The 22,119-nt window shown below is 43.5% G+C and carries 15 protein-coding genes; 6 read left to right on the top strand and 9 right to left on the bottom strand.

Going from position 1 to position 22,119, the window contains the following annotated elements:
* Nucleotides 1-136: 136 nt before the first annotated feature.
* The 3 genes from pabB to Q4592_RS01065 all read left to right on the top strand — a co-directional run bounded on the left by pabB (nt 137) and on the right by Q4592_RS01065 (nt 3,534).
* The gene (pabB, locus tag Q4592_RS01075) at nt 137-1,507 is read left to right on the top strand and encodes an aminodeoxychorismate synthase component I (protein WP_303508674.1); all 1,371 of its coding nucleotides are present in this window, start codon (nt 137-139) and stop codon (nt 1,505-1,507) included.
* A gap of 34 nt (nt 1,508-1,541) precedes the next feature.
* Entirely contained in the window at nt 1,542-2,108 is a 567-nt protein-coding gene (locus Q4592_RS01070) for a CoA pyrophosphatase (protein ID WP_303508671.1), read from the top strand.
* Between the two features lie 67 nt (nt 2,109-2,175).
* Nucleotides 2,176-3,534: an L-serine ammonia-lyase gene (locus tag Q4592_RS01065; RefSeq protein WP_303508669.1), complete on the top strand. Its 1,359-nt coding sequence runs from the start codon at nt 2,176-2,178 to the stop codon at nt 3,532-3,534.
* A 92-nt stretch (nt 3,535-3,626) separates the two neighbouring features.
* Here Q4592_RS01065 and Q4592_RS01060 read toward each other — a convergent pair whose 3' ends face one another.
* Nucleotides 3,627-4,076, bottom strand: coding sequence for a DUF2846 domain-containing protein (locus Q4592_RS01060; protein WP_303508667.1), 450 nt, complete (start codon nt 4,074-4,076; stop codon nt 3,627-3,629).
* A 448-nt stretch (nt 4,077-4,524) separates the two neighbouring features.
* Here Q4592_RS01060 and Q4592_RS01055 point away from each other — a divergent pair, with 448 nt between their 5' ends.
* Together Q4592_RS01055 and Q4592_RS01050 are read left to right on the top strand one after the other, a co-directional pair.
* Nucleotides 4,525-6,636 (top strand): di-heme-cytochrome C peroxidase, encoded by a 2,112-nt coding sequence (locus tag Q4592_RS01055; RefSeq protein ID WP_303508665.1) that lies wholly within the window; start codon nt 4,525-4,527, stop codon nt 6,634-6,636.
* A 1-nt stretch (nt 6,637) separates the two neighbouring features.
* Nucleotides 6,638-7,885, top strand: coding sequence for a catalase family protein (locus Q4592_RS01050; RefSeq protein WP_303508663.1), 1,248 nt, complete (start codon nt 6,638-6,640; stop codon nt 7,883-7,885).
* A gap of 38 nt (nt 7,886-7,923) precedes the next feature.
* Here the strand turns inward: Q4592_RS01050 and Q4592_RS01045 are convergent, their stop codons facing one another.
* The 5 genes from Q4592_RS01045 to Q4592_RS01025 form a co-directional block, all read right to left on the bottom strand.
* Entirely contained in the window at nt 7,924-9,060 is a 1,137-nt protein-coding gene (locus tag Q4592_RS01045; protein ID WP_303508660.1) for a DUF1835 domain-containing protein, read from the bottom strand.
* A gap of 64 nt (nt 9,061-9,124) precedes the next feature.
* Nucleotides 9,125-11,962: an ABC transporter substrate-binding protein gene (locus Q4592_RS01040; RefSeq protein ID WP_303509134.1), complete on the bottom strand. Its 2,838-nt coding sequence runs from the start codon at nt 11,960-11,962 to the stop codon at nt 9,125-9,127.
* 27 nt (nt 11,963-11,989) lie between these two features.
* Nucleotides 11,990-13,027, bottom strand: a complete 1,038-nt coding sequence (locus Q4592_RS01035) for a hypothetical protein (RefSeq protein WP_303508658.1) — start codon at nt 13,025-13,027, stop codon at nt 11,990-11,992.
* Nucleotides 13,027-14,874: an SLC13 family permease gene (locus Q4592_RS01030; RefSeq protein WP_303508656.1), complete on the bottom strand. Its 1,848-nt coding sequence runs from the start codon at nt 14,872-14,874 to the stop codon at nt 13,027-13,029. The genes Q4592_RS01035 and Q4592_RS01030 overlap by 1 nt, the downstream gene beginning before the upstream one ends.
* Nucleotides 14,867-15,616, bottom strand: coding sequence for a hypothetical protein (locus Q4592_RS01025; RefSeq protein WP_303508654.1), 750 nt, complete (start codon nt 15,614-15,616; stop codon nt 14,867-14,869). Before Q4592_RS01025 ends, Q4592_RS01030 begins: the two co-directional genes overlap by 8 nt.
* A 358-nt stretch (nt 15,617-15,974) precedes the next feature.
* Between Q4592_RS01025 and Q4592_RS01020 the strand changes: the two genes are divergently transcribed.
* Complete coding sequence (locus Q4592_RS01020) at nt 15,975-16,379, top strand: GFA family protein (RefSeq protein WP_303508651.1); 405 nt, start codon at nt 15,975-15,977, stop codon at nt 16,377-16,379.
* A gap of 6 nt (nt 16,380-16,385) precedes the next feature.
* Here the strand turns inward: Q4592_RS01020 and Q4592_RS01015 are convergent, their stop codons facing one another.
* The 3 genes from Q4592_RS01015 to Q4592_RS01005 form a co-directional block, all read right to left on the bottom strand.
* Nucleotides 16,386-18,215, bottom strand: coding sequence for a diguanylate cyclase (locus tag Q4592_RS01015; protein ID WP_303508648.1), 1,830 nt, complete (start codon nt 18,213-18,215; stop codon nt 16,386-16,388).
* A gap of 277 nt (nt 18,216-18,492) precedes the next feature.
* Nucleotides 18,493-19,479: an HTH-type transcriptional regulator CysB gene (cysB, locus tag Q4592_RS01010; protein WP_137672936.1), complete on the bottom strand. Its 987-nt coding sequence runs from the start codon at nt 19,477-19,479 to the stop codon at nt 18,493-18,495.
* A 133-nt stretch (nt 19,480-19,612) separates the two neighbouring features.
* Nucleotides 19,613-22,111, bottom strand: coding sequence for an ABC transporter permease (locus tag Q4592_RS01005; protein ID WP_303508647.1), 2,499 nt, complete (start codon nt 22,109-22,111; stop codon nt 19,613-19,615).
* Nucleotides 22,112-22,119 lie beyond the last annotated feature (8 nt).

Below are 22,119 nucleotides of genomic sequence, written 5' to 3'. Positions count from 1 at the left end.
GTTAGGGTTATAGTCGTTATCCTTCATCGCCTATGATACCCTTGCGCCATTAAGCCTGCTATAACCTTAAGCTAAGTTTTTACATTTTCTCTACATCAACAAACCCTTTAGTGAACGGTCACCTTAAACTGCCTATATGATTGTTAGTAAAACTTTTCCTATTCAGCCAAAAATCGTGTTTGAGCAACTCGCCCAACAACAATGGTGCTGCTTTTTACAATCGGCTGCAGATTCTCATGAGAATAACCATTTCGATATTCTAGTGGCCGATCCTATCGCCACTATTGCTTATCAAGCAGGCGTTTCACAGGTAAGCCTCGGCGAGCAACACTATCAAAGTACAAAAGCCCCCTTTGAATTATTAGAAGAGCTGCGAGAACAACTGTTTCCCAATGCGCAAACAAACGACACAGAATTTCCTTTTGTTGGTGGCGCAATGGGCTTGTGGTCTTACGATTTAGGCCGCAGTTTGGAAACGCTTCCTGAGCAAATCGCTCAAGATCTTAATACCCCAGATATGGCCGTTGGTTTTTATGACTGGGCTCTTATCTTTGACCATGAAAAACAACAGACTACACTCATTCAATGGCATGATCTTGGCGATCAAATACAAGCAGAAGCGCGCTTAGAAGAACGTGCTTTGTGGTTAAGTATTCAAACCTGCCAAGAAACACCAGCTTTTAACTTAAGCAGTTCATGGCGCAGTAATACAAGCCAAGCTGAGTACCAAGCTAAGTTTGCGCAAGTGCAGCGTTATTTGCTCAGTGGCGATTGTTATCAAATCAATTTGACTCAACGTTTTGAAGCCAGTTATCAAGGCAGCGAGTTAGATGCTTATCAACGTCTCATTGCGGCTAATCAAGCCCCGTTCTCAGCTTTTTTGCGACTTCCACAAAGTTGTGTATTAAGTGTTTCCCCGGAGCGATTTATTAGCCTTAAGCAAGGTCAAATAGAAACCAAGCCAATTAAAGGAACACGGCCTCGAAGTAGCGATCTCATTCTAGATAAGCAACTTGCCGATGAGTTAAAGGCCGCAGAGAAAGACCAAGCAGAAAACCTAATGATTGTGGATTTGTTGCGCAACGACATAGGTCGCGTAGCAAAACCCGGTAGCGTATCTGTTCCCAAACTATTCGACATAGAGTCTTTTCCTGCGGTTCATCACTTGGTTAGTACTATTCGTGCAGAGTTAGCGGAGCAATATTCAGCAGAGCAGCTGTTAGCAGCTTGTTTCCCGGGTGGCTCTATTACTGGCGCGCCAAAAATACGGGCGATGCAAATCATTGAAGAGCTGGAAGCTAATCGACGAAATGCCTACTGTGGGGCGATTGGTTATATATCAGCCAACGGCGATATGGATACTAACATCACTATTCGCACCCTCGTTTGCGAAAATCAAAAGATATACTGCTGGGCTGGTGGCGGAGTGGTGGTAGACTCAAATGTAGACAGTGAATACCAAGAGAGCTTTGACAAACTCAGTCGTATCTTACCAGTATTGGAGTAACACTGTTCTAAGCCAATAGGAGAAGTTATCACCAATGCCTGTTATGCAACATTATTTACAGCGGTTTCTACTTCAACTTGCCAATACCGATAGCCAACGAAGCGCAAAACATGCTGCCGCCGTGTTGTTACCAATTATCTCCCAACAAGGAGAAGAAGATCGGATTGTGCTTACCGAGCGCAGCGCACACTTACGCCACCACCCCTCTCAAATAAGTTTGCCTGGCGGCAAACAAGATCCCGAAGACATAAACCTCGCTCATACAGCATTAAGGGAAACCGAAGAAGAAATTGGTATTCCCGCGCACGTATTCACCTTGCATGGTCAGTTACCACGGCAAACCACAGTGAGCAATTTTGCAGTACGCCCTTTTATAGCCACCACATCAGAACAGTTATTGTTTAAGCTGAACCAAGATGAAGTAGCCCAAGTAATGGTATTACCGCTACGCCCATTTCTGCAGTTAACTAACTACCACAGCTACCGCTTTACGCGAAATGGCCATAAAGAGCAGGTTTATTTTATAAAAGTAGATAAACACGTAATTTGGGGAGCTACCGCTAAAATATTGCGTGATTTTGCCATTCAATGTTGCAGATAACTGAATATACTTATAATCTCAGAATTAACATCTTAATCACATTCATGCCTTAGCAGTAGGATTAGAAATGGTAAGTTTATTTGACCTTTTTTCCATTGGGATTGGTCCTTCTAGTTCACACACCGTTGGCCCAATGAAAGCCGCAAAACTGTTTGCTGAGCGTTTAGAAACTCAACAAGAGCTAGCCCGCGTAGATTATCTTAAAGTAGAACTATTTGGCTCCTTAGGCGCAACTGGCAAAGGTCACGGTACAGGCAAAGCAGTAATTTTGGGCTTAATGGGTGAATCCCCAGAAGCCATAGACGTTGATAAAGTAGATGCTTTGCTTCAGCAAGTTGAACAATCTGAAGAGCTTAATTTGCTTGGTAAGAAACTGGTTAATTTTGGTAACAGCGGCGCCATTGTTTTTCACCGCCGTAAACACTTGCCAGCACACAGTAACGCCCTAAGTTTTCATGCGCATTTAGATAACGGAAAAGCCGTAACTGCAACTTACTATTCTATTGGTGGGGGCTACATTATTGAAGAAGGCGAATCGAATAGCGCTGAGCAGCACAATTATCCCTACCCCTTTGATAGCGCCGAGTCACTGCTAGTTCGCTGCAAAGAAAGCGGCAAAAGTATTGCGGCGGTAGTGTCAGCCAACGAGCAAGTTCACTGCTCTACTCGCACCATTAGCCAATATACCCTGCAAATTTGGAACACTATGCAAGCGTGTGTAGCACGAGGCATAAGTGAAGAAGGTATTTTACCTGGCGGTTTAAAACTCGCACGTCGAGCTCCAAGCTTGAAGCGCCAACTGGCCTCCCAACAAAACTTAAGTTCAGACCCTTTAAACGTAATGGACTGGGTAAACTTGTATGCCCTAGCGGTGAGTGAAGAGAACGCCGGTGGCGGCCGAGTAGTTACCGCCCCCACTAATGGCGCAGCAGGAATCATTCCTGCGGTGTTGCACTACTATCACAACTTTGTACAAGAACTCGACCAAGACGCGATTAATCAGTTTTTCTTAACTGCGACCGCCATTGGCTCTCTTTATAAAACCAACGCATCTATCTCTGGCGCTGAGGTGGGCTGCCAAGGTGAGGTGGGTGTTGCTTGTTCAATGGCTGCCGCAGGCTTGGTTGCCATGTTTGGCGGTAATCCTGAGCAAATAGAAAACGCCGCTGAAATTGGCATAGAGCATAACTTGGGCCTAACCTGCGATCCAATCGGCGGTTTAGTACAGGTTCCTTGTATCGAACGTAATGCCATGGGGGCGCTAAAAGCTATCAATGCTGCTCGTCTTGCTCTGCGCGGTAGCGGCGAACACAAGGTCTCGCTTGATAAAGCCATCAAAACTATGTGGGAAACAGGATGTGATATGAAGAGTAAATATAAAGAAACCGCGCGCGGTGGCTTAGCAGTAAACATTATCGAGTGCTAGCCAGTAAATCTGTATAAAGCAGGCTTTGTCAGCAAACATTAACATAATGTAACAACCAACAATGCCTGCACTAACTTATATTTGAGTCATCCTTATCGTAAGCTAACTTTTGACAGTGATTTAATCTCAGCTTCACATTGTGGCTGTTCTACTAAATCTATATCAGCGCTTTTGCAGGATAAACAAAAGTTAAGCGTTAATTTTAGGCATTGTACTGTACCTTTCTCAATACTTAGCTCGGTCCCCTTGCCAAAACCTGTTGAAGTTAAGGTTTTTGGCTCTATTTTGTTTTCACTTGGAGCAAGTTCTAAACTAAAAAAAGAACCATTAGGTAAAGAGCCGACTAACTCTCCATTTAGCATGACGTCGTATTGATTAGCTGCACCCGCAAAAGAACTGTCTCGGTAAACGAATATTGTTCCTTTCTCAGCTTCTGCGTTACTTAAACCCTCAAAGTTTCCTGAAGATACTACCGATGTAGAACTAGTACAGGCAGTTAGGGTAAATGCCAGAAATGCCATTGCTATAAATCTAAATTTCATATCACATCCATATTTTAACGAAAATTGCAGCTCAATTAACTACAAAATCAAATTAACATAAATGCTTTAGCTTTTTAATAATCTTAATCTCAATAGATGAAAGATTAAACTGGTCTGTTCAATATAATGAAAAGACAACGATGCACAAACAGATTTTTGGACACTGAATTATGTTCCAAAGTGATAGTTACTTTTTGATAAGTCATCTATGGAGATCCGCGTTATTTGCCTACTATATGAGTAAAAAATTAACCAGTTCGTAACTTATTCATTCAACATTGCTGAAACAATGGGAAGCGGTGTCTCTGATTTAGGTCGTTTAATAGTAACTATTCTTTGTTTTAGTAATAGTTAAGTGCAATTGGCACTAAAAGAATATAACATTTGTACAACATATCGGCCTGCATCTATGCAGGCCGCTTGCATTATTACAAATGGATTTGAAACTATGCTACTACAGCTCCTCTCTGGGCTATTTTTGCTCGTGTTAAAAATTGTGGCCTTTCCTTTTAAGCTCATCATTAAAGGGATCATGGCGATAATACGTTGGGTATCGGGATTACTAAAAGCCCTATGGCAAGTTTGGTTAGCGCTTGGCCCACGATGGTTACGTTATTCTTTTCTAAGCATTGCTATTGTGCTCGCTGGCTATTTCTCTTTAAAAGCCTTTCTCAAACCTAATTTAACCTTAGAAACGGTAAATCAGGTTCATTACCTCAATAAAGGCTGGAGCGATGAGCAGCGCGAACGTTACTACTACACCCCCCAAGGCACCGAACTATTAGGTTTAGAATACGACTGGTTCGTTAACTTAGAGTTGCCTTTATCTAAAGATTTACTGACAAGCCCAGACAACATGCGTGGCTGGGGCTTTATTGTATCTCCAGGGCAACAGGCCACTACGCTAAATCCGGGTAATTTGCCGGTTGGTTTAGGTCGCCATATTGACCCTAAATCGGGTAAAGAGCGCTTAGATCTTAGCTGTGCGATGTGCCATACCGGCGAGCTTCATTATAAAGGCAATGCCTTGCGAGTTGATGGCGGACAGGCAGTTCAAAGTATCTCAAATGCGAAACGCGGCGAATTCATTACAACCTTAGCAGCCTCGGTGGTAGCCACTTATATTAATCCGGTTAAATGGAATCGCTTTGCTGACAGAGTCGTTGGCCAAGACCCAGAACTACGAAAACAACTACGCAAACAGATTTGGGGCTTCTTAGGCAACATTAAGCAGTTTGTTACTGGTGCTGGAGCCTCTAAATATTACCCAACTGAAGAAGGCCGAGGCCGAACCGATGCAGTTGGACGTATTGCAAACGTTGTGTTTGGTTACGACTTAGATGAGCCGAGTAACTACCGTGTAGCAAACGCCCCGGTAAGTTACCCCTTCCTTTGGGACATTTGGCGCTTTGATTGGGTGCAATACACCGGCTTTACTAACCAAGCGATGGCGCGCAACGTAGGCGAGAGTCTCGGAGTGTTAGCGCCAATTAAGCTAGTAAATGATGAAGGTGAACTGCTCACAACAGAGGAATTTGGTGAATCGGTCATCGATTTAGCAGGTATGCATTGTATTGAAGGTACGCTGCGTTCATTAGAGCCCCCTAGCTGGCCAGAAGATATTCTCGGCAATATTGACCTCGATAAAGCGACTCACGGCAAAGAGCTTTTCTTAGATCAATGTCAGTTCTGCCATGGCCCGCATAAAGTTGAACCTTACCAGTGGAAAGTCGCCAGTAAGGCAGGACAGAACCCAGATAATCAAATAGACGTTAACTGGCAATGGGATATGGATGGCGATGTTACTTTCATTGGTCAACAGGCTGTACGAGAAGACTGGCGTAAAGTAATTTGGGCAATGCCTTGGGTGAAAACCAGTGTTATCGGCACCGATCCTACTGCGGCCGACAATTACATGGATCACCGCTACGATGGCAGCAAAATCATTCCTGGTTCAGAGCCCGTTAATGCGGGTGATGGCTTGCAGATTTTGCTCAATCGTCTTGTGCCTAAACTGTATCAAGATAATGGTATAAGCAAAGAACTAGTGGCTGATTACGACGGTTTAAACGTGCCTTTCCGTATTGCTAATATGCGCGCCTACAAACCGCGCCCATTGCATGGCGTATGGGCAACTCCGCCATTCTTACATAACGGTTCTGTGCCGACTTTGTATGACCTACTCTCGCCACTTAGAGAGCGCCCTAAACAGTTTTATGTGGGGGATAGAGAATATAACCCTCAGCGTTTAGGTTTTGTCACAGATAAACGCCCTGGCAGTTTTAAACACGACACCAACATTAAGGGCAACAGTAATCACGGTCACCTATTTACCGACGTAGATATGCCCGGTCGCATCGGTCGCTTACTCAGCGTAGAAGAACGAGCAGCCATTCTTGAATACTTAAAAGTGATGGGTAATCCAGACTTTACTCAACGCTTAGGCGGCGATCCTTTAGATTGGTCAGCTTATACACAAGCGCCCACTTTTGCGTCAGAACAGCAAGCCTGTTTAGACAGTTTCAGTGCTGCTAAAAACAACCCAGTGAAGGTGCATTAAGATGAAAAAGACTCCTATCATTCAGTGCACAATTGCAGCGAGCTTACTGGCTATTGGATTAAACAGCGCAACGGCGACTGATTTGTACCAAGAAATGGGCATTACCAAGCCCGAGCAAGAAGCAATAATGTCGGCGATTAACTCAGCGAGAGAAATCTCTAAACGTGCTGAGCAATATAACGGCTTGCCCTACCGTCGTGATGCTCATGCAAAAGCAACCGGTTGTGCTCGAGCCACTTTCTCAATCAACCCAGATATACCAGAGCGCTTTAAAGCCGGTATGTTTGCCGACGCTGATAAGCAGTACCAAGCATGGATCCGATTTTCTAACGGAGACATGTTAGTGCAAGCCGATAGTAAAGGCGATGCGCGAGGCATGGCGGTTAAGGTGATGGGCGTGCCCGGCAAAGCCATTGCTCCAGAGCTAGGCGAAAGTCACAACCAAGATTTCATCATGACCAATACCCCTGCGTTCTTTAATCGAAACATCTTTGATTATGCTGATGACATGTTGTATTTGGCTAAGTTTGAAAGAACCAAGTGGTTTATTAGTTTCTTTCCGCCACGCTTACACCCTAAGCAATTTTATCGCGCCATTCAGACGGTTTCATCAGTGATTGATACCCCACTGAATGCACAATATTTCTCGATGCTGCCCTACCAACTCGGTAAGAGCACTATTAAATTCTCGACTAAACCCTGCTCTGGCATGAGTTTCCCTAACAAAGTAGATAAATCGAATCCTGATTATTTAAGTAAACAGTTAGAGACTCAACTGGCCAGCGGCGGAGCTTGTTTTGAATTTATGCTTCAAGAGAAAGTACCTGGCCATTACATGCCAGTAGATGATGCCACCGCCATTTGGTCTGAAAAGGCCTCACCGTTTATCACTGTAGCCACCATCAATATTCCTCCGCAGTATTTATACTCGGATCAGCAGCAACAGTTTTGTGAAAACATTTCTATGAACCCTTGGCGTGCAGTAGAAGGCTGGGAACCTTTAAGCAGTTTAAACAAGGCTCGGCGCGTGGTTTATCAAGCGGTGTCTAAGTATCGTCATTCCCAAAATAAAGTGCCTACACCAGAACCTAGCTCTTGGTGTATAAGCGAAAATGGTGAAGCGTGTGACGAGAACCAAGGCTTAATTGTTAGTAAACCTAGCTGGCCATTACCGCGCTGTTTTGACCAAAACGCTAAATCTATCGATGGCGAAACTCTCGCTAGCGATTGCAAACAACAAGCTTACTAGACCCATAAAAAAGCCTGATATTAATCAGGCTTTTTTATTCAGAGTATTTGAATCTTCTCAAAACAATTTTTATGGTCATTCCAGCGCCAATTATTAGCCGGGTTTATCGCTACCCCTCCCCGCCAAATCTCGCCTATTTGCTCCGCAGGCACAGTCCGCTTACCCGCTAAAGCTTGTTTACCTGCATCGGTAATTTTATAACTTGAATGATTATCCCATCGAGACGAATTAGCGTTAACGATAGTAAGGAATGCAGGTTGCAAGTTAGCGAGATACAAAATGTCTTTGCACAACCAAGTATCCCCTAAGAACGTGGCCTTTTCTAAAGTTTGAACATTAACAAACAAACGTGCTAAGCCAATATCAGGGTTAGCCATAACTTGTTGGTATCGCTCAGCTGCGCTCGGCGTAGTGGTTTCTACCTGGCTAGCTTTTAGTTTTTCGCTTTCACTGCTTTCAAAGTTAGCCAGTAATATTGGTAACTCAGCGAATGGCGAGGCTAACGATTGCAAAATATAGCGTTGAGTCAAGGTTAAGCCGGTTAAGCTAGAAGGATACTCTTTGCCAAAACGCAGCAATGCTTCTTCCATAAACGGCAAACATCTTAGATCTTCATTCAAAAGATTTGTAATACCATGAGGGGATTGCTCGGTGATTGCGAGCCAAACCCGTTTACCCAAATTTAATTGCGCCTTGGTTAATGCAGTGCGCTGAGGATATAGCGCTTCCAACTGGGCAATATTGAGATTACCCAAACCATGAAAGTAGCGAGTATCTGGGTGTTCTCCAATACAGATCAATTGCGTTTTATCTATAAGTGACGGCGACTTAGCCAGGTGATACAGGCATTCAACCAACTGCAACTGATCGTAGAGATCATGCTCAAACCACAGCACTATCTCGCTAAAACTATCGAGTTTATCTAATACTTGCTGGCGCTGTTGAAAGCTTTCCAAGATCTGATTTTTAGTCAGTTCTGTTAGAGGAAATGGACTGTCTAACAACATAGTCTGATAAATGAAATCAGCTCGAGCCTGAAGGTGAGTTTCACCTTCAGCAGCGATGATAGGACCATCGTGAAGGACATCTCGCCAGCAAAGCACTTGGCCATCAAGTAATGATAACTCAGCAAGCATGTCGCCAACAGAGTCGCCATTGGTAATATGTAATTGCACGACGAAACTCCTAATTAAACAGGCGAGTTACTTTAGCAAGCTAGCCTGTTTAAGTACAATCAGCTTAGCCTTGTTCAGCGGTTTGATTATCGATAAGCAGTGAGTTGCCGCTTAACTCTTTCTTTAGCTCACTGTCTAATCGCCAAATTGCTTGCCACACTAAGTCGGTCGTTTGCGCGGTGTCGTCTACCCCATGTACCAATTTCATTTGGTAATCAACCGTGTCAAAGCCAATATTAGATACATCGGTATAGACACGTTTTACCGCATCAATGGCGATTAAAGCGGCTTCGATCTTAGGGATTACGTTAAGAGGTTCAATCTCTTTACTCACCGACATTGAAAAACCACCAGTTACAATTTGGCCACTACTACTCACATTGTTTAAATTCGCATTTGCCAAGGTATTATTTGGAATAGAATACAAAGTATTGTCGGCTGTTTTCACTTTGGTGGTTCGCCAATTCATGTCAATTACTTCGCCCACTATTGGCCCACCAGAGCTACCAAGGCTAATCCAATCTCCTAACTTAAACGGCTTCTCTAAACTAATCGCAATCCCAGAAAATATATTCACCAGGTTTGACTGCAATGCCAAACCGAGAATCATTGCCACCAAACCAGAGGTCGCCAACAAGCTGGTGAGCTCTCGTTGATATACGAAGGACAAAATCGCAAATACAGCACCTATATAGGTAATGCCTCGTGTAAAGTGGCGCATAATTTTTGGCACTTGGCGGCCACTGCGTCGCTCGATGGGATCCCACAACAATACATCCACTAACAACGCTAAAGTTGAGGCGAACAATAGCCACCACAGCACATCAAAACAGTTGCTAGCAAATAATTGATTAGTATTTGGATAAGCCTGTGCCAACCAATCTAAAAATAGCGGTTCTGCCGAGGCGATAAATAAGGCGTAAAGTAGCTTATTGCCCAAGCCGTAGGCTCTCGACAACTGACCAAGTATCTTAAAATCAAGTACTAGAGCGTATAACAACCATGCTAGTACACTGGTATAAAAGATGATTTGCTGCCATTGGGCAGGAATACGTCCGCGCAGGCTAAGGGCGTTTTCATAAACTGGCGTTACCGAGTTAAATCGAGAAAACTCCACAGCTTGTCTGTCTGAGTGCAGATACTTTGGATCTCCCAAGCTTCGCTTACGCAGGGTATCTTGAAATGACAGTGATGCTTTTTGACGCCATTGGCTATTATCGAATTGAACCTTGTGCTGGTTTTTCACGTTTTTGTGAAGGCTTGTTTGGCCTAAGCCAACAATATCTGAAACATAAATGAGTTCGCTTCTAGGCAGCGTTTTGTGGCGAAAGCTCACTCCTAATTGATACTCACCAAAAGCTGCTCTGCCAGGTTTTGCATCGGCAATAAACGTTCCTTCAACTTGATAGAGTTGGTAAGTACTTAAACTGGTGTACGAAGATTCTATAGGTTTAGACAGCTCCAGCTCACCCACGGAATTTAGAAATACGATGTCTTCAGCTTTAACACCAGGAGTATTTCTAAACCAGATTTTAAATTTCGCCTGAAAAGTCATGTCTAGCGTAGAGAACTGATTAATGCTTTGCATCTCTACTCCGGTATACACCACATCGGTTCGGCGAGTGCTGAGCTGACTTTCGGGAGAAATTTGCAACTGCAGTGGCGCTGATACAAACGCCCCACCACTAAATAGTCCTACTTGCATGGGGCGCTGAACATTTCCTTGATGGTCAAAATACAAGGAATGAGTTAGCCCCCGTACAGACGCGCTTTGAGAGTTAAAACTTGCCAGTTTATTTTTTACCGCTGCACGTTGGCTTGATATGCTCTTTTGGCTAAACAGCTCTGTTCCGCCAACATCAACAATGGCTGCGCTTAAGGCTGCAGAGGCGATAGTAGTCGCGTCAAAATACGCTGCAGACACACCGCTGGGTTCATACCCAAAATCTTGATGAAAATTGCGATAAAACAACTGAGTAGATTCACTGGCCACATCAAACAACATGGGGCTAACCGCTAACATGCCATTAGTGAAGTAACCAGACACTTCTTGCTCTTGGCTACGCTGTTTAAACCGCTCTGGAAAACTCTGTTTACCGATTGATGAGCTACCAATAAACGTCCAGTTAGGATGTTGATGTTTTAGTTGGCTAACTAATACTTCACCTTGAACATCGCCTACCGCTAAAAACACCGCGCCGGTATGGCCAAATTGACTAATTTCTCGGCTTATTTTGTGGGCCTGTTTCTCAATGTTACTGCTTGGTTCAACCATAAAGGGTTTAGTTTCTATACCAAACAGGTCGGTGCGAGCTAAAAATGCATCGGCCAGGGATACGCCAAATTTATCGTTGCTAAAAATCATTACAACTTTGTCTTTGGCCAAACTGGCAATGTAATCGGCTACGAAACGCCCTTGTAGCTTGTTATCTGGAATAACGCGAAACGCCCAATCATTGTTTTGAGTAATTTCAGGTGCGGTGGCGGAAGCGCCAATCATTGGCATACCAATACGTTGATAGATTTTGGCTGCCTCAACTGAGGTATCAGAATCGCGATGGCCAAGAACCGCTATAACATTGGAGCTATTAACAAATTGATTGGCTATTTGCTCAGCTTTGGCGATGTTATTAGCATCATCGTACTGCTGAACAGACAGCGCTATTTGGCTGTCTAAACGTTGCTGATTGTATTGTTTAACAAATAGTTCAGCGCCTCTCACCATGGCCAAGCCTTTGTCGGCTTCAGGCCCAGTCATTGGCCCAACAACAGCTAATACCAGAGTGTTGGTACTGCTGTTGCTCAACCAATGCTGTAAGTTTTCGTAACTGGTCACTACAGCACTGATTAACACCACTAAGCAGCCCAGTACTAACATGCGTCTGCGTAAGGTCCATCTCATCGTCAAAATAGTCTTCCTTTGCTATTTTTATTCAAAATAATTATCGGTAGCACGCGCAAATGCCTCTAATACTTTAGGCACTTGGATTTCACGTTTAAGCAATGCCTCGCGGCGCAGCGCGACAATGTATTGCTTAGATACTGTTACTGGCATTTGTGCCAAATTAGAGGGTTTATCCACCAACTGCATCGCGCGAGTAAATGCGACTTCTCCTTGCTCGAATGGAGAAGCGCCAATAGACAGCATCATGCCGTCTTCTGAATTAAAGGCATTAATACCAATTATTGGTAAAGGCGAATGTTGTTCGGTCCATTGTGCGACATCTTTGGCAGATACAAACTCTTCACCCTCGCCGCCTAACAATTTACGGTAACCACCAACCAGTAAAAACTGGTAACGCCCAGCCAAAGACAACACGGTTTGCTTCCATTCCTCAAAGCTACCCACCGCCAAATGGCCTTGGTAAAGAATCGGATCCCACTGCTGTTTGGCAAGGTAATCCGCGTCATGTTTCGCAGAAGAAGACTTATCAGATAAATAGATAACCTTTCCATTTAACTTTCCGGGTGTAGGCTGAGCTTCCACCAACAAGCGCAATACTTCTTTAATCGCCGACACTGATTTTCGTTCCAAAATCCCCGTTACATTATTGGCATTTTGGTAACCGTAAGTTTCTAGTTCGGCATTTACGCCAGCAAACACAATCTGTAACTCGGGGCGGTCTAAATAATCGACCGCCACTAAACGCTGGGCGTCATCGTCAATAACAATCAATACATCGGGAAGATAAGAATCTACAACTCTATGCGCTACCACGGCTGCTCGGCGTTTAGCTGCTTCACTAGATTGATTTTTAGTGTTCATGTAGTGGTAACGAATATCCACATTAAGATGCGCGGTTTTTACCCGTTTAATGCCTTGATTAACCGTGCGAGTCCACGAGTAATCGGTATCGTAGCTATGTAAAATTAAAATCCGCGGGCGAGATGCCCCCTCAACTAATGTGATGGTAATGGTGGCTACCAAAAAGCTCAGCATCACAATACTTAATAAGATTTTTTTCATTAAATAAGCCCCATGCTTTGCCAATAAGGAATACTGGCGTACACCGCAATTAACTTAAATAAGTAGATTGCAATATTCATCTTCATGAGTTTGGCTTCGTCGTCGCTCACCACCCCAGTGGTTAAACTGAGGAACTGCATGTAATAAGACGCTTGAAATGGCCAAAAAAAGCTTTCTGAAAGAAACAGCACTAAGAACCCTATCACCCAGGGATTTACGCCAACTTCAATCGACGCAGGGATAAGCAAGGTCGCTAAGATGACCACGGTGGCGTTAATTGGTAATACCAGCCTCACTAAGCTCACGATTAGCGCTAACATGACCACAAATAAGGCCAAGCTTTCTTGCATATAAGCTGCTAACCAATAAATTTTTCCGGTCAGCCATACGTCTAGTTCAACTTGGTGAATAATGTCGACCATACCGATTAAAGAACCGAGAAAAACTAGAAAGCTCCAATCAATCTTTTGCCTAAATTGATTAGGGTTTAGAAAGCCAAACATCATCAAGTAAAACAAAATCGCCAACGCAACCCATGCCACTTCTATTCTGTGAATATTGGCAAACAGTAAACTGGCGATAAGCACAATTAGACCAAGAATAGATGACCATTCAGCGGGGTTTAACGGGCCCAGAGTTTTTAGCTGTTGATCACTAATCGATTTAGGGATGATTAAGTTTTGCTTATTGCGATAAATCCAACACAGTGCAATGACATAAAGTGACAGTAAAACTAAGCAACAAACCACAGCGGCAATTAGCCAGTCTAACCATTGAAAGTATTGCTGAACTTGCTGAGGCAGCATACCCAGCACAATAAAGTTAACCGATTTGCTGCTCACGAAAATAGGCGACAGTAAGCTCGCGCCAAACAACAAGCTGGCTTTTAAACGTGGCCCTTCTTGTTCGCGAGCTTCTTTTGAAGCGCCACTGAGCAAGTCTTTTAAGAAAGGTGCAACAATAGTCACTCGGCCATTCACCGTTGGCACAACTGGCGTAAGCAATGCTCCGACACTAAAAAAGCTAAGGTTGTACCAAATCTTTGAGGCTGGCCCAATTAACAGTAAATGCAATAACATGCGATAGCTTAAGCCTGAAGAACGTATCACCGCACTTAAGCCCAAAATGCTTAAAGCCATAAAAAAGCTATTGCTTGAAAATCCTGAGAAGGCCGATTCGCTGCTGGTAATCCCCAACAACACCGCGCTTAACACCGCAAATAAACCCGGCACATAATCGGGCAGTAAACGAAATATCCACATGATTGAGCATATGCCCAGAATGGAAGCAAAATAGATGGCATCTTGATGCAGACCTTCGTCGCTATATTGCAGGCCCATGTAAATCATAACTGGGGTAATTAAAGCAAACAGCCAACCAACCAGTAATCGGTATCCAATTTCTACTTCTGGCTGTTTAGATAAATCTACTTCTACATGGGTTTGCCCAGCTAAACGTGCGTGAAAACTATCTAGCAAACTCTGTTTAAAGCTTGAGTACCTAACCAGAGTTTTTATTGTTTCCAGCGGGAGCACAACTACCTCGGCGCAATCAACAACTTCAATGTCGTAAATGTAGCTGCGCATACCGAGTGCCGACTCTTCCCCAAAAAAACCACTAATAGGCCCTTTAACTTGGTCTTTATTGGTAGTTTCTAGCTCTCCTTCTAACAAATAATAAAGCTTATCTGCAGTATCACCGGTATGACAAAGACGCTCGCCGGCAGCTAGTTTCTCGATACTTATATTTGCTAATAACCGTGCTAGATCTTCTTTATCACACCCAGCAAAGGCCGGCGTTGCCTTGAGAAAATCTCCCAATGCTTGTAACTGCGCTGAATCACTCATGGCAATATTGCTCCGTAGCGGTGACGGCATGTACTTGATACTCAGCACCGGGAACCAAAATGTATTCACTTGCGCCTTGTCTAGACGCAGGGTTACCCCAATCGAAGGTGTAACCTAAGCCGGTCCAAGGAACACCTGCCGAAGCTCGAAAGCTTTTGAAATATAATTGTTGGTAATAATTGGCGTAGTTATCTATCCCCTTTACTGAGCCAGTAATGTTGCTTGCCTCTAATTGGCAACTGCTATCGTTAGTTTCTGGGTCAACACAAGGGCGAAATAGATCGTCAGGCTTAACATACAGGCTCACTATAGCGTCGTAATGCCAATTGGAGTCAAGACCTAGATATTGCTTTAAGCGCAAAGCTAATTGTTCCTGCTCTAAACCAGGGTGTTGTTTAACGTAGTTTTGGCAAAACTGGCGTAACTGCGGTGCCAAGCTTACCCAAATTGGATACTCTGGGCTTTCTGAACTGTGGGTGTTAGGTAGCATGAACTGGTCAATCGCTTGCTGGCTTTTCCAAGTCACCACCAACACTTTGTCGCCTTGCTCGTTCCATTGCAGCAACTCATTTTGTTGGTTGAGAGCAAACAAGTTGTGATTCACATCTTGGTTACTTGGAAATGCAGCTTGAACAACTGCGTCTTGGTAGTTGCTGTCAAAGTTCGTTAAATGTTGGCTACAGCCAACTAACGCACTGAGGCTTAAAAGCAAGCTCGTTGCGGAGGTTGTTAAAGGTTTCACGATTTGTCCCTAAATCTATCTTGGCAATTCCATTGCCACTGCGTGCATATAACCAAAATGCACTAGCTAATTGTTACCATAAATGGAATTTTGTATTTGTTATTAATATGTAACGAAAGGCGAGTTACTTAATTGCAATCACTGTTATTAATAGAAATACCATAAAGACTAGTAAATTGCTGCTTTAACGCAACTTAAATGTTAAATGCGTGTATCAAGATATGGACGGATTTAATGTAAAAAGACCTCAGTTAGATATTTTTATCATTTATTAATATTTTTGATATACCATCAAGGCATAAGAGATTGAACAGCATTTAGTACAATTCATCACGAAATACTTACGGAGATAAATCAAATGAAGGTATTAAGAGGCACTTGTTTGTGTGAAGCAGTAAGATTTGAAGCAGAGGATAACTTCGAGCAATTTCATCTTTGCCATTGTGATCAATGCAAAAAGATCTCCGGTGGTGCCCACGTATCCAATTTGTTTTTAACACCGAGCCGCTTTAACTGGTTAAGTGGGGAGCAGCAAATAAACCAATATGATGTTCCTGGTAGGAATATTTCCAATGCTTTTTGTAAACACTGCGGCAGCCCTGTGCCCTATCTGTCGTCGAGTAAACGTTGGGTAATTGTTCCGGCTGGATCATTAGATAGCAGCCCAAGCTTAGCGCCTCAAGACCATATTTTTGTAAAAGAAAAAGCAAGCTGGTACAAAAACATAGAGAGCATTAAACAGTATTCTGGATTTCCTGAATAAACCGCTTTAGGCGGCCGATACTACAGCTTTGTTTCGGCCACTTTCTTTTGCTTTATACAGAGCTTGGTCAGCGTGACTCATCAATTGCTCTATGCTTTCTTCAGCTTCCATCAAAGCAACACCAATACTGGTAGTAAATCGTACCTGTACGACCCCGGTGTTTAGGTAAATCCTTTCTACTGCGCTACGTAAACGTTCAGCTGTGTGAATAGCCGTATCTTTATCAGAATACAAGGCAAGTCCAAACTCTTCCCCGCCCAAGCGGCCTAACACGTCACCGTCTCGAATTTCACTTTCAATAGTGGTCGCAAACAGCTTAAGCGCTTGGTCACCAACAGCATGACCATGATTATCATTAATCTTTTTAAAATGATCGATATCGAACATCAACATAGACATAGGATGCGAGCGATTTCGGCAGCTGTCGAACATGGCTTCTGATTTCGCCATAAAGCTGCGTCGGTTATTGATTCCTGTAAGCGGATCGGTACGCGCTTCTTTCTCGGCTTCGGATTTAGCCACTTCTAAAGCGTGGGTGCGCTCAGACACCAATATTTCTAATTCTTGCTTAGCGCGCTCTAATTGGCTGCGGTAACGTAACTCCGCTTGTTCTTTTAAGCGTCGTAATCTGAACAAGTGGATCCCCATGGCAACCATGATCACCATCATTTCACTGTAAGACGCCACAACGGGCCAATAATAAGTAACAAAAGTATGTTCAACTAAGCCTAGGTCACGCAAGGCTTGGCTAAATAGACCAATAATCAACACTGTCCAGCCTAAGGTGTATACAGCGGACTCTTTAGACCCTTGATACCAACGAATAAGACTGGCAATAGCTAACACAGGGTAAAGCAGTAAGGCGATAGTAATAAGCACTACCGAGAACACGGTTTCTCTGGTTAACGCGGCTAATGCCAATAAGCCTGCATTTAAAATCATAAACTTGAGAACGTAGTCTAACCGCGGCGTATTAACTTTAGTCTGGAGAAAAATTCGAGCAAAGATAACCCCTGTCATAATAGACATAGCTCCCGTGAGAGACATGTAACTCCAGTGAAAATCTTCTCGCACAAAGAACATATGACTAAAGCCAAGAATGGTTGGCCAAGTGGCTAACTTAGTCCCAGCATAAACGAAATAGGCATAATAAGTTTTGTCGTTTGTGGCTACACCAGTAACTAAAGAAATAATTGCCATCAGTGCTAATCCACCGACTAAAAAGGCGATACTTCCCAGTTCAATGCTTTGCACATAGTGCATTTTGTCTGGCTGCCAGAGCCTTAGATCTGGGAATACAAAGCCCTTCTCGTCTGAGCCAAATCGAAAATAGAATTGATAAGTCTCTCCTGCTCCTAGCTCTACCGGCACAACAAAACGTTGGTGACTAACTAAGCGCTCTGAAAAAGGATTGCTAAGGGCGAGATCTGCTATCTCAAGAAAGCTAGGTGCACTTGTATTACGCTGATAAGCACTTAAGTAAATCAGCTGATGGTCTACATACTCTAGGTTGAGTGTAATAGGTTTATCACTATCATTATGTAGGTAGAAAACGCTCCAAAACGCACCGGCCTGTAAACCCGTAGAACCTTTGCTTTTTAGCGGGGAGAATTTATGTAAACGAAAAGCGGCAATGGCATCGGCTAAATCAGCGCTACCACTTTCATCATGCCACACATGAAAATGCTGTCCTAAACGGCTGCCATCTTCTAAGCCATTTACATGCAAGGCCGATAAAGACTCAGCATATGTTTTAGTTGCAACTAACCCGCAGAATAGTAGAACAAAAACGGTCAGCACCTGCTGACTTAAGCTGCGTAAAGAGTTAATTGTCATGATGATGTTGCGTAAATACGCTTTCCCTGCGTTGAGTGAAGTAGCTCTATCCCCAATGTTCGTACAGCCCTGTAACAAAACATTAACCACTGTCTAAGAAGCTTAAAGACAAACGTTAAAGAAGTCTACGGGGCGGGCTCTAATTAGCGATTTGTCATCACGAAAATTAATGCCTAGGCAACGATGCCTAAACTAGATTTTATTGACTACTTTCGTAGTATAGACAAGCCAATAAAAAAGCAGCCATTAGGCTGCTTTTTTATTTTAAGCGGTAGATTTACATCACAGGTAAATCAATATTGGTAAACAACGCCTCTACTTCATCTAGCGACTTAGCTTGCACAGCTTTATCTACAATATCTCTGGTTAAGTGTGGAGCAAATCGTTCAATAAAGTCGTACATGTAAGTACGCAAGAACGTGCCTTTTCTGAAACAAATTTTAGTGGTGCTGGCTCTAAATAAATGGCTCGCGTCAATCGCCACTAAATCTTGGTCATGCTGCTTATCAATGGCCATACTAGCTAGTACACCCACACCAATCCCCATACGCACATAAGTTTTTATTACGTCTGCATCGGTAGCAGTAAATACAATTTTAGGTACTTTACCGGCTCGGCCAAAGGCATCATCGAGATCAGAGCGACCAGTAAAGCCGAAGATGTAAGTAACAATCGAGTGTTTAGCCAAATCGTTAACGGTAACAACTTCTCCGTTAAGGTGCTTTTTAGCTAACTCGTGTTCTTTAGGCACCAGGATACTGCGATTCCAGTGATAACAAGGCAACATCACTAAATCAGAGAAAATATGCAGTGCTTCAGTCGCAATAGCAAAGTCAGCACTTCCCTTAGCAACCGCTTCGTTAATTTGATTCGGCGTTCCTTGATGCATATTCAAGGACACATTAGGGTAACGATGAATAAAGCCTTGAATCACTTCAGGCAATGCATAACGTGCTTGAGTATGAGTGGTTGATATATTCAAGGAGCCTTGATCAGGGTGAGTATGCTGGTTAGCTACTGCCTTAATGCTCTCCACCTTAGCCATGATCTCATTACTAATGCGGATAATTTCCTTACCCGCAGGAGTCACTTGGCTGAGATGTTTGCCGCTACGTTTAAAAATTTGAACACCAAGCTCATCTTCTAATAAGCGTATCTGCTTACTGATGCCCGGCTGGGAGGTATACAAGCTTTCCGCAGTCGCCGACACATTAAGGTTATTGTTAACGACTTCTACGATATAACGTAACTGCTGCAATTTCATGTAGTTAAATTCTCTGGCGCGAAACACCAACTAACTGTCCGTTAGTGGGTTTCTTATTACATTTTTTTATAAGTATATAATCAAACAACCAGAGAATGAAATGTCTTTCCACTACATATTTGTCAGTCGTTAATTAGTTCAAATTTCTCACTAATTGTGCTGAATTCTGTTTTAGTAAACGTAAGGTAGCCCCTGCTCCCATCACCGAGACTAACAAGGTGCCAATCACTGGGCCTAATAACCATAATCCCCAGTTAATCGACGCACCAATATCAAATACCATCACTTGCAATAGTAGTAAGATAGTCTGTGCTGCGCTCGCGGCAATAAAACCCGCTAAGAAGCCTAGAATAACAAATTCATAAATAACAGCATTGCGTAGTAACTTAGCGCTGGCCCCCAAGGTACGCAGTATCACAGTCTGTTGCCTGCGTTCTTCTAGTGAGCTTTGCACCTGCGCATACAGCACTAAGCTACTCGCTAACAACACCACCACTAGTACCAAACGCAGTGCCAATGCCACTTGATCAACAACTTGCGACAACTGAGCAATCAGCGCTTTTACATTAATAAGAACCAAGGTAGGAAAACTGGCCATTGTTTCAGCCATCCAGGCACTTTTGTTTTCAGGTAAGTTAAAGGAGGTTAAATAACCAGTGGGAAAATCTTTTAAAATGTCTTGGCTAAGCAGCACATAAAAGTTGGGTTGCATCGTATTCCAATCAACGCTGCGGATACTGGTCACATTTACCACTATCTCGCTCGCACCCACCATAAAGCCAAGTTTATCGCCAACAGTAATATTGAGGCGCTGAGCAAAATCTTGTTCTACCGAGGCCTCATTTACACTACTCGCGTTTAGCCATTCTCCTTCTAATAGCGCGTTGCGGTAAGGCAAGTTAGCCACGCTACTCAAGTTAAGCTCTCGCCCAGCACCACGCCTACGTGATGAATTTTTTTCCGAGTATTCACCCTCGCGCTGTTGGCTCACCGCTTCGTCGTTAATAGAGACTAATCGGCCACGTAGCATAGGGAACATTTCAGTAAGTTCTACATTCTCATTTTCAAAGCGCGCGTTGATTAACGGTTTCTGAGGCTCACTAATATTGTACATAAAGTGATTGGGCGCCCCCTCAGGCAATTGTTGTTGCCACTCACTAATCAAATCTTGTTGGATAACCCATACTACTAAGGCCAATTTAATCGCCACCGTAAAGCCAATCAGTTGCACTCGATTTTGTTTGGCACGTTTGTACAATGATGAAACTGCAATTTTAAGGCTCAAATTACGCAGGCTAGCGGCGCGTTTTTTACCAAACCACAACAGTAACTGGCTAATTACCAGCAACAAAGCCACTGCTGCGATACCAACACCTAGCAGTATTAAGCTCAACATTAGCGAACCGCTGTAAAGCAGCAGCAATACAAATACACTTAACAGCATCCAAATCCCAACCCACAGTGGGTTTACCACTCCGTCATCGCTGTCGCGACGAATCACTCGCATAGGTGCGATATCGAAGAGTTGAATAAGTGTAGGAAGAGTAAAGGCGACCCCACAGATAAGTCCGCTGCCTATCGCCATTAAGTAAGGCGCAGCACCGGCACTAGGAAGTGTTATATTCAGCAAGCTTTCTACGTAATTTGCCACTGGCCATTGAACGATAAACGCTACCCCAACACCAATCACAATAGAGGCCACGATAACCGCAAACAAATGCCCTAAATAAATGGCCCTAATTTGCGGCTTGCTAGCGCCTAATACTTTAAACATTGCGACCGTGTCGTAATGTCGCTGGCAATATAAACGGCTAGCAACAGCAATAGCTGCACTGGCCAATAAAATGCCAATAAGGCCAGCCAATAATAAAAATTGCTGCGCCTTCTGCAAGGCGCCAGCTAAGGGCGAATCACCGCTGCTTACATTAACTAAACGTTGATTGTCGGCTAACAGTGGTTTCACCCAGTTTTCAAATTCAGCTAAATTGGTCTTTTCTCCAGCAAACATATAGCGATATGCTAAACGGCTACCAGGTTGTACTACTTCCGTTTTGGCTACATCATTAATATTAATAATGACTCGCGGTGCTGTCATAAACACACTAAACGGCGCATCAGGTTCATTAACGATTCGCCCGCTAATAATAAACTCTGCCTCACCTATTTCTATGGCATCACCTACATCAACCTTAAGTTGATAAAATAGCCGTTCAGCCAGCCAAGCCTCTCCAACCGCAATGCCCTGTTTTTGTGCGGCATCACTGCTAGCCACATCAGAGCTAATCCGTAAGCTACCTTTTAAGGGATACTGCTCTGACACCGCTTTTACGCTGGCAAGCACTAGGTTTTCGTTACCATAAACCATTGATGGAAAAAGCAGTTGCTCAGCGTAATCTAGCTCAAGGTCATCCGCTTGTTCAGCTAAGGGTAAATCTACCGGATGAGCACTACGTACCACTCTATCAGCAGCAATAAAGTCGCCACTTTTATTAAAAATAGCCTGTTCCATGCGGTCGGTAATACTGGTAAACAGCCATACCGAACTCACAGCCAATACAATGGCTGCGGCAACAATGGTTAACTCGCCTCGGCGTAATTCAGCTCGAAACAAACGCCATATCAAACTTTTCATGGATTGTT

The sequence above is a fragment of the Agarivorans sp. 1_MG-2023 genome (assembly GCF_030548385.1).
In the GTDB taxonomy this organism is placed as follows: domain Bacteria; phylum Pseudomonadota; class Gammaproteobacteria; order Enterobacterales; family Celerinatantimonadaceae; genus Agarivorans.
The sequence above is the reverse complement of the archived record's forward strand: the minus strand, read 5'-3'. Positions and strand labels throughout refer to the sequence as shown.